This is a genomic window from Pseudomonas sp. PS01270, assembly GCF_029959775.1.
In the GTDB taxonomy this organism is placed as follows: domain Bacteria; phylum Pseudomonadota; class Gammaproteobacteria; order Pseudomonadales; family Pseudomonadaceae; genus Aquipseudomonas; species Aquipseudomonas atacamensis.
Window position 1 is genome coordinate 1 of record NZ_JASCPT010000186.1, and the last position, 7,663, is coordinate 7,663.

General features: G+C 62.3%; 7 protein-coding genes. 6 read left to right on the top strand and 1 reads right to left on the bottom strand.

Annotated features, from left to right (window positions below):
• The first annotated feature begins 71 nt into the window (after nt 1-71).
• Nucleotides 72-443, top strand: coding sequence for a LuxR C-terminal-related transcriptional regulator (locus tag QMX86_RS26535; protein WP_282390423.1), 372 nt, complete (start codon nt 72-74; stop codon nt 441-443).
• A complete protein-coding gene (locus tag QMX86_RS26540; protein ID WP_282387137.1) occupies nt 440-841 on the top strand; it encodes a response regulator in 402 nt (133 codons plus the stop codon). Before QMX86_RS26535 ends, QMX86_RS26540 begins: the two co-directional genes overlap by 4 nt.
• Nucleotides 842-846: 5 nt before the next feature.
• On the opposite strand, the gene QMX86_RS26545 is transcribed toward QMX86_RS26540, so the two are convergent.
• A complete protein-coding gene (locus QMX86_RS26545; protein ID WP_122746523.1) occupies nt 847-1,449 on the bottom strand; it encodes a TetR family transcriptional regulator in 603 nt (200 codons plus the stop codon).
• 140 nt (nt 1,450-1,589) lie between these two features.
• Between QMX86_RS26545 and QMX86_RS26550 the strand changes: the two genes are divergently transcribed.
• From QMX86_RS26550 to QMX86_RS26565, 4 genes are all read left to right on the top strand, one after another.
• Entirely contained in the window at nt 1,590-2,378 is a 789-nt protein-coding gene (locus QMX86_RS26550; RefSeq protein ID WP_071172509.1) for an SDR family oxidoreductase, read from the top strand.
• A gap of 55 nt (nt 2,379-2,433) precedes the next feature.
• Nucleotides 2,434-3,450, top strand: coding sequence for an NADP-dependent oxidoreductase (locus QMX86_RS26555; protein WP_282387136.1), 1,017 nt, complete (start codon nt 2,434-2,436; stop codon nt 3,448-3,450).
• A 349-nt stretch (nt 3,451-3,799) separates the two neighbouring features.
• Entirely contained in the window at nt 3,800-6,205 is a 2,406-nt protein-coding gene (locus tag QMX86_RS26560) for a glucose/quinate/shikimate family membrane-bound PQQ-dependent dehydrogenase (protein WP_143128171.1), read from the top strand.
• A 97-nt stretch (nt 6,206-6,302) separates the two neighbouring features.
• Complete coding sequence (locus QMX86_RS26565; RefSeq protein ID WP_282387133.1) at nt 6,303-7,601, top strand: carbohydrate porin; 1,299 nt, start codon at nt 6,303-6,305, stop codon at nt 7,599-7,601.
• Nucleotides 7,602-7,663: the final 62 nt, after the last annotated feature.

Genomic DNA, 7,663 nt, shown 5'->3' on the forward strand with positions numbered 1-7,663 from the left:
GGTCGGTCTTGTGTATAATCCCCCCGCGGGGGGGGCGTGTATACTCCGCCCCCCCCCCCCCCACGATTCCGATGTCGGTGCAGGCGATGAAGGCCGGCGCGGTGGAGTTCCTGACCAAGCCATTCAATGACGATGAACTGCTTGGCATTCTGCGCAGCACCCGTCAACACGCCGCGACGGCGTTCAATCAATGGCAACGGGTTCAGCACGTGCGGCAATTGGCGGCGCAGCTGACACCGCGTGAGCGCGAGGTGCTGCCGCTGATTGTCGGTGGCCTGTCGAACAAACAGATCGCCAACCAGTTGGGCACCAGCGAAGTGACCGCCAAGGTTCATCGCAAACACATCATGGCGAAGATGCAGACCCGCTCGCTGGTCAACCTCGTCGAACTCTACGGACTGATCAGCGCTGCGCCTTCGCCTGGCCCATCGAGCCTGTCGTGAGCGGCCCGGCGGGTCGCCCGACGGCGATCGAGAACACCCGACCGACGATTGTCTGCATCGTCGATGACGACGCGTCGGTGCGCAAAAGCCTGTCGAATCTGCTGCGTTCGGTCGGGTATCGCGCGCAGGTTTATGCCAGTGGCGAAGCGTTTCTCGCCGAAGCCGACTTCGCCGAAATCGCCTGCCTGCTGCTGGATCTGCGCATGCCCGGCCTGTCCGGCATCGACGTGATGCGCCAGCTGTCGCGACAGTTTCCGGTGATCTGCATGTCCGCCCATTGGGACGAGGCGGCGCTGGCTGAGTCCGGGCATTACCAGGCGTTTGAATGCCTGTGCAAACCCTTCGAAGAAGAGGTTTTGCTGGCGGCACTCGACAAGGCCCTGCACCGCCAGCACTGATCGCTTCAGCTGTCCTGCGTGGCTTCTTGCGCAGTTTCGATCGCGGGCAGCGACTCAGTCATCGAAGCGTGACACACCGCCAGAATCTCATCGGCCAGCGCCGAATCATCCGGGCAGGCGCGCGACAGCATGATCGCCCCGACCGCCCGGGCCAGCAGGTCGATCATCCGGGTTCGGCCCTCACCTTGCGGTGCATCCGCTGCGGTCGGGTATTTCTCGCCGAGCGTCTGCAACGTGCGCTCGATACCTTCAGCGAACGCCGCTTTCACGTCCCCGGACTGCCGCGCCGCATCGCCGCACAGCGCTGCCATGGTGCAACCGGTGGAGCGGCCGTCGCGATGGTCTCGCGACACGTACACGTCGATGAAATCCTCCACGCTCATGCTTTCGGCGGCGGCCGTGGACTGCGCCAGGCTGTTGGCCGAGGCTTCGGCCATCAGGTCGGCCTTGGAGCCGAAGTGTTTGTAGAAACCGCCGTGAGTAAAACCGGCGGCCGCCATCAGGTCAGCCACGCCGACCCCGTCATAACCGCGTTCGCGGAACATCACTGAAGCGGTTTCGACAATGTGCTCGCGATTGGCCTGAGCCTGAGCCTTGGATACGCGCATGTTGAATACCTCCAGCGCTGAAAATTCATGGGCCGATGATACATAGATGTTGGCCATAATCAAAACCGTTGACAGGTTAGATTTCGATCATCATCCTAAAGGTCCGCAATCAGTCTTCAACTGACAAAAGAGCCCACACCATGACTACTCGCCCTACTGTTCTGATCACTGGCGCCTCCACCGGCATCGGCGCGGTCTACGCCGCACGTTTCGCCCAACGCGGGCACGATCTGGTGCTGGTCGCCCGTGACCAGGCGCGCCTGGACACCCTTGCTGCCGGTTTGCGCGCTGAGCACAACGTCAATGTCGAAGTGCTACAGGCCGACCTGACGCAACTGAGCGACCTGCAAACCGTCGAGGCGCGTCTGCGTGACGACGCGCGCATCGGTATCCTCGTCAACAATGCCGGCGCGGCGCAGTCCGGTACCTTCATCGAGCAGAGCACCGACAGCGTGGCGCAACTGGTCGCGCTCAACACCACGGCGCTGGTGCGTTTGGCCAGTGCGATCGCCCCGCGTCTGGCCAAGGCCGGCGACGGCGCGATCATCAACATCGGCTCGGTGGTCGGCCTGGCGCCGGAGTTCGGCATGTCGGTGTATGGCGCGACCAAGGCGTTCGTACTGTTCCTCTCCCAGGGCCTGAGCCTGGAACTGTCGCCACAAGGCGTGTATGTGCAAGCCGTATTGCCTGCGGCCACTCGCACGGAAATCTGGGACCGCGCCGGTATCGACATCAACACCCTCACCGACATCATGGAAGTCGGCGATATGGTCGATGCCGCGCTGGTCGGTTTCGACCGTCGCGAAGTCGTGACCATCCCGCCGCTGCACGAAGGCGAGCGCTGGGATGCCCTGCAAGCCGCGCGTCAGGGGCTGTTGGGGCAGATTCGCCAGTCGGCGGTGGCGCAGCGTTATCTGACTCAGGCCTGACCTCATCCAGACCCGCCGCTATGCCGGCGGGTTTCTACCGACAAGAGCATCCGCAATGAAGGCATTTTTCATCGAGCGCTACGGCAAGCAGAACGGCCGGATCGGCGACCTGCCCGAACCGCTGGTTGGCGCCCACGATGTGCTGATCGAAGTGCGCGCCAGCAGCGTCAATCCCCTGGACCTGAAGATTCGCAGCGGCGAGTTCAAGATAATCCTGCCCTATCAAATGCCTTTGATATTGGGCAACGATGTTGCCGGCGTGGTGCTCAGCACCGGTGCGGCGGTCAAGCGTTTCAAGCCGGGCGATGAGGTTTATGCGCGTGCGCCTGAAAACAGGATTGGCACGTTTGCCGAACGCATCGCTGTCGACGAACAAGCGATCGCGTTGAAACCCGCCAATCTCGCCATGACCGAGGCGGCTTGCATGCCGCTGGTGGCGTTGACGGCGTGGCAGGCACTGGTCGAAGTCGCCGGGCTGCAAAAAGGCCAGAAGGTGCTGATTCACGCCGGCTCCGGTGGCGTTGGCACGGTCGCCATTCAACTGGCCAAACACCTCGGCGCTTTCGTTGCGACTACGACCAGCACGGCGAATGTCGATTGGGTCAAGGCGCTGGGCGCCGATGTGGTGATTGATTACAAACAGCAGGATTTCGCCATTGAGCTGCGCGACTACGACGTGGTGCTCAACAGCCTCGGCGGCGATGTGCTGGAGAAATCGTTGCAGGTGTTGAAACCGGGCGGGCAACTGATTTCCCTGTCAGGGCCGCCGACTGCGCAGTTCGCTCGGGAGCAGGGTTTGTCCTGGCTGCTCGGGCTGGTCATGCGTCTGCTCAGCAGTGGCATTCGGCGCAAGGCGCGCAAGCATGGGGTGGATTATTCGTTTCTGTTCATGCGTGCCGATGGCGTCCAGTTGCAAAAAATCACTGCGTTGATTGAGGCCGGGGTGATCAAACCTGTGGTTGATCGTACTTTTCCGTTCGATCAGATAGCTGACGCGTTGCACTACGTAGAAAAAGGCCGGGCAAAGGGCAAGGTTGCCATCGCGGCCAACCTCAAAAGCCCCTCACCCTAGCCCTCTCCCCGAGGGAGAAGGAACTGACCGAGTTGTTTGATCGAGTGATTCCAACCTGCAATACCGAGGTGAACACAAGTTCTGAAACGCCACCAATCGGCTCCCTCTCCTCGGGGAGAGGGCTGGGGTGAGGGGTGAATTCAGCGCGGTGTTTGTATATGTGCATTGCAACTGCAAGCCCGACTCGCCATCCCCGCCGAGACGTCGAGAAACCCCTCTCAACTTGCGTTTTGCTAATCCTGCACCACGCTTGATTCACAGAAGTGCACGTTTTCATGGCAAAACTGCGGTTAACTGAATGGTTAGTTACCGCTATAATCCCGCGCTTCATTCAAACGGGACTTTCAATGTGAACCACAGTCAACGCGTCTCAGGCGTTTCAACGTTCATTCTGGTCGGCCTTGGCGTGATCATCGCCCTGCTCGGTCTGGCGCTCGCGGTCGGCGGTGTGAAGCTGGTCAGCCTGGGCGGTTCCTGGTACTTCCTGGTCGGCGGTCTGGCGATGACCGTTTCCGGCGTACTGATCGCCCTGAAGAAAACTGCAGGCGCCTGGCTGTTCGCCGCATTTCTCGTGGCCACCGCGATCTGGGCCGTGGCTGACGCCGGGCTGGTGTTCTGGCCGGTGTTCTCGCGGCTGTTCATGTTCAGCGCGATCGGCATGGTCGTCGCTCTGGTCTACCCGCTGCTGGCGCGCGCCAATGGCCGCGTGGCCGGTCGTGGCGCGTATGCCGTGGCCGCTGTGCTCGCGGTCGGTGTCGCGGTTGCGGCGGGCAACATGTTTGTCGCTCACCCGACGGTTGCCGCCACTGGCACTGGCCCGGGCCTGACTCCGGTCGAGCCGGCCAAGGCGCAGAAAGACTGGGCGCACTACGGCAACACCGAAGGTGGCAGCCGCTTCGCCGCGCTCGACCAGATCAACCGCAACAACGTCGACAAATTGAAAGTCGCGTGGACCTACCACACCGGTGACGTCGCCGAGAGCGATGGCAACGGCGCCGAAGACCAGCTCACCCCGCTGCAGGTCGGCAACAAAGTCTTCATCTGCACCCCGCACAACAACCTGATCGCCCTCGATGCCGACACCGGTAAAGAGCTGTGGAAGAACGCGATCAACGCGCAATCGAAAGTCTGGCAGCGCTGCCGTGGCATGGCCTATTTCGACGCCACCGCGACCATCGCTCAGCCGAGCAATTCTTCGATCATCGAAGCCAAACCGGCGCCGGCTGCCAACTGCCAGCGTCGTCTGCTGACCAACACCATCGATGCTCGCCTGATCGCGGTAGATGCTGACACTGGCGAGTTCTGCCAGGGTTTCGGCAACAACGGCCAGGTCGATCTGAAGGCCGGCCTGGGTGATGTGCCGGACAGCTACTATCAGTTATCGTCCGCGCCATTGATGGCCGGCACCACCGTGGTGGTTGGCGGTCGTGTTGCCGACAACGTGCAAAGCGACATGCCCGGCGGTGTGATCCGTGGTTTTGACGTGATCACCGGCGCCATGCGCTGGGCGTTCGACCCGGGCAACCCGCAGGATCGCAACGCGCCGGCCGACGGCAAAACCTACGTGCGCAGCACGCCGAACAGCTGGGCGCCGATGTCCTACGACGCGGCGACCAACACCGTATTCCTGCCGATGGGCAGCTCGTCCACCGACATCTATGGTGTCGAGCGCAGCGAACTGGACCACAAGTACGGCGCCTCGATCCTCGCGCTGGACGCCAGCACCGGCGAAGAGCGCTGGGTGTTCCAGACCGTGCACAACGATCTGTGGGACTTCGACCTGCCGATGCAGCCGAGCCTGATCGACTTCGACAAGGACGGCCAAAGCGTTCCGGCGCTGGTCATCGGCACCAAGGCCGGGCAGATTTATGTGCTCGACCGCGCCACCGGCAAGCCGCTGACCGAAGTCAAGGAAGTACCGGTGAAAGCCGCGAACATCCCTAACGAGCCGTACTCGCCGACTCAGCCGAAATCCGTGGGCATGCCGCAGATCGGCGCGCAGCACCTGACGGAATCGGACATGTGGGGCGCCACGCCGTACGACCAGTTGCTCTGCCGCATCGACTTCAAGAGCATGCGCTACGACGGCCTGTACACCGCACCGGGTACTGACAAATCGCTGAGCTTCCCGGGTTCGCTGGGCGGCATGAACTGGGGCAGCATCTCCACTGACCCGGTGCACGGTTTCATCTTCGTCAACGACATGCGCCTGGGTCTGTGGATCCAGATGATCCCGTCGCAGAACAAAGGCCAGGCCGCTGGCGGTGGCGAAGCGCTGAACACCGGCATGGGCGCTGTGCCGCTCAAAGGCACGCCGTACGCGGTGAACAAGAACCGCTTCCTGTCGGTGGCCGGCATTCCGTGCCAGGCGCCGCCGTTCGGCACTTTGACCGCGATCGACATGAAGACCCAGAAAGTCGCATGGCAGGTTCCGGTCGGCACCGTTGAAGACACCGGTCCCCTGGGCATCCGCATGCACTTGCCGATCAAGATCGGTCTGCCAACCCTCGGCGGCACCCTGTCGACCCAGGGCGGCCTGATCTTCATTGCCGGCACCCAGGACTTCTACCTGCGCGCCTTCAACAGCGGCAACGGCGAAGAAGTCTGGAAAGCCCGTCTGCCAGTCGGCAGCCAGGGCGGCCCGATGACCTACGTTTCGCCGAAGACCGGCAAGCAGTACATCGTTGTCACCGCTGGCGGCGCACGCCAGTCGACCGATCGTGGCGATTACGTGATGGCTTACGCCCTGCCGTAACTCGCTGCCGCACAACCAACCTCCCCCAAGCGCGCGGTGCCCCAAAGCACCGCGTCGCCGTTTTATTGCGTCAAAGATTTCAGCAGGAAGGATTCACATGTCATCGGCTGTTCGCTTTTCTCGTACCAAGCTTTCCACTGGCCTGTTGCTGGGTCTGAGCTGCACCACTGCCCTCCCCGCGCTGGCCGCCAGCGATTCCGATCTGCTGACCCGCAGCACCCTCACCGGTGATTGGGGCGGCTTGCGCCATCAACTCGATGAAGACGGCGTCAAGTTCACTGGCGATTACAGCGGCGAAACCGCTTACAACGCCGACGGCGGCCTGCACCGTTCGGCGCGCTACTCGCAGAACATCAAGCTCGGCGTGCAGTTTGATCTGAGTAAACTCTACGGCGTCGACAACGCCGGCAAAGTGCAACTGACCATCAACGACCGGCGCGGTAACAGCGCTTCGGAAGATCTGGTCGGCAACCGCCTGCCGATTCAGGAAAACTACGGCGGCCTTTACACGCGCCTGACTGAACTGAGTTACGAGCGCAGCCTGTTCACCCCGGCGCTGAACGTGAAGCTCGGCTACATGGCCATGGGTAACGACCTCGGCGGCCTCGACAGCGGCATTCTGTGCAACTTCATGAACGCCGGTTTCTGCGGTCACCCGCTGAACATGTCCGGCGGCAGCGGCTGGACCAACTACCCCAACGCTCGTCTGGGCGTGCGGGTCAAATACGACCTGTCGCCGTCCTGGCAGCTGCGTGTGGCGGCGTTCAACGTCGATCCAGAAAGTAACGGCAATTCCAGCCGCGCCTGGCATCTGGGGCCGAAGCACACCACCGGCACCGTCGTGCCGATCGAGCTGGTGTACAAGCACGCCGGCGAGCTGCCGGGTGAGTACAAGCTCGGCTATTACTACGACAGCTCCGACGTCAAACGCATTGGCAGCGACGACGAAGTGTCCGGACGTGGCGGGCATTATTTGCTGATCGATCAGGCCGTATGGCGTTCGCCGACCTCCGAGGGCCGCAGCCTGCATGCGTTCGGTCAGTATTCGGCGGCCAGTGAAGCGGCATCACCGTTCAGCAAGTGGTACGGCACCGGCGTGGTGTTGTACAAACCGTTCGAAAGCCGTCCGCGTGACACCCTGGCGCTGGGTTATGGTCGCGCCGTGCCGAACCCACGCAGCCGCGATGTGCAGCAGGATGCCGCGCTGGCCAATGGTGCTGCGTTCCCGCATCTCGATAGCGCCGAGCAGTTGATCGAGCTGGGTTACGGCTACCAGGCCACCCCATGGCTGACCCTGCGCCCGAACCTGCAATACATCATCGAACCGGGGGCGTTTTCCGGGCAGGACATCGATAATGCGCTGGTGGTGGGGTTGCAGGTGAAGGCTGCGCTATAAGTCCCTGCGAAACACAAAACCACTGTGGGAGCGAGCCTGCTCGCGAAAGCGCTGGGCCAGGC

What these genes read in the sequence shown, in the direction of transcription:
- QMX86_RS26565 (WP_282387133.1), top strand. Translation starts at nt 6,303, where the DNA reads ATGTCATCGGCTGTTCGCTTTTCTCGTACCAAGCTTTCCACTGGCCTG.
- QMX86_RS26545 (WP_122746523.1), bottom strand. Translation starts at nt 1,449, where the DNA reads ATGCGCGTATCCAAGGCTCAGGCTCAGGCCAATCGCGAGCACATTGTC.
- QMX86_RS26550 (WP_071172509.1), top strand. Translation starts at nt 1,590, where the DNA reads ATGACTACTCGCCCTACTGTTCTGATCACTGGCGCCTCCACCGGCATC.
- QMX86_RS26555 (WP_282387136.1), top strand. Translation starts at nt 2,434, where the DNA reads ATGAAGGCATTTTTCATCGAGCGCTACGGCAAGCAGAACGGCCGGATC.
- QMX86_RS26535 (WP_282390423.1), top strand. Translation starts at nt 72, where the DNA reads ATGTCGGTGCAGGCGATGAAGGCCGGCGCGGTGGAGTTCCTGACCAAG.